Genomic DNA, 876 nt, shown 5'->3' with positions numbered 1-876 from the left:
GACGCAGCTACGAGGATCAGAGATGATGTGGTTGCCGCTTTCGGCCGACTAGACATCCTCGTCAACAATGCCGGCGGTTCGCGGCCCTTCGACGGGCTCGGCACGCGTCAACAATGGGATGAGGCTATGGCGCTTAATTTCATGCCGGTCGGGAACTCGCCCATGCCTTCGTACCCATAATGCAAGCACAGAAATTCAGCCGGATCATCAATCTGACGGGAGGCGACGATCCGTTGGCGTTGAACGGCGGCATTCCCCCAATGGGGCCACCGACATCTGGGCAAAGTCGCTTTCCCGCGTTGTCGGCAAGGATGGGATCACGGTCAATTCAATCCCGCCAGGTCGGCTGCACTCCGAGCAGATCGACCAGAATTGTTGCCAGGCTCAGCGCAAATGGGTCGCTGAAAATTGTCCTGCCGGCTATATAGGCGAACCGGAAGATCTCGCGGTGCTGGTCGCCTTTCTTGCCTCACCACTTGCCCGTTACATCACGGGACAGGTAGTCCACGTTGACGGAGGTGCGCGACGCTTCTCGCGCTAGCAAGCCGAGTTCTTGCAGAGCGAGTCTGTCAACAGAGCACCTGGACACGCCTCAGGCCGAAATTGGAGCAACTTCCAGAGGCGAACACCGCCTGCTCGAACTGGCCTGGAGAGGTAATTTGGCGCCGCCTGGAGGAGCTTGGAAAACGTTACTTTCGGTGCCCCAGTGGACCTGAGGTTCATCTGGGTGAATAAGTGTCTCCTGGAATTTCTGTTCCAGCGAGAGAGCGTTACGGAATTTAGTTGACGCGCGGTTGTCCTGGAAATCCTAGCAACTGAAAAGCGACGCATACGAATCGGAGTAAGCATGCCGACTGATAAGGTTTCATACGAAAG

2 protein-coding genes are annotated in these 876 nt (G+C 56.6%); both read left to right on the top strand.

Annotated elements, in window-relative coordinates; all coding sequences use genetic code 11:
- Positions 1-180, top strand: a 180-nt coding sequence (locus IVB27_RS35320; RefSeq protein WP_247447321.1) for an SDR family NAD(P)-dependent oxidoreductase, incomplete at its 5' end; no start/stop codon positions are given.
- Positions 119-541 carry an SDR family NAD(P)-dependent oxidoreductase gene (locus IVB27_RS43890; protein WP_524536538.1) on the top strand — a complete coding sequence of 141 codons (423 nt, stop codon included), beginning with the start codon at positions 119-121 and terminating at the stop codon, positions 539-541. The genes IVB27_RS35320 and IVB27_RS43890, both read left to right, overlap by 62 nt.
- The last annotated feature ends 335 nt before the right edge of the window (positions 542-876 follow it).

The sequence above is a fragment of the Bradyrhizobium sp. 197 genome (assembly GCF_023073375.1).
Lineage (GTDB): Bacteria > Pseudomonadota > Alphaproteobacteria > Rhizobiales > Xanthobacteraceae > Bradyrhizobium.
This window is presented reverse-complemented; position numbering and strand designations above follow the sequence as displayed.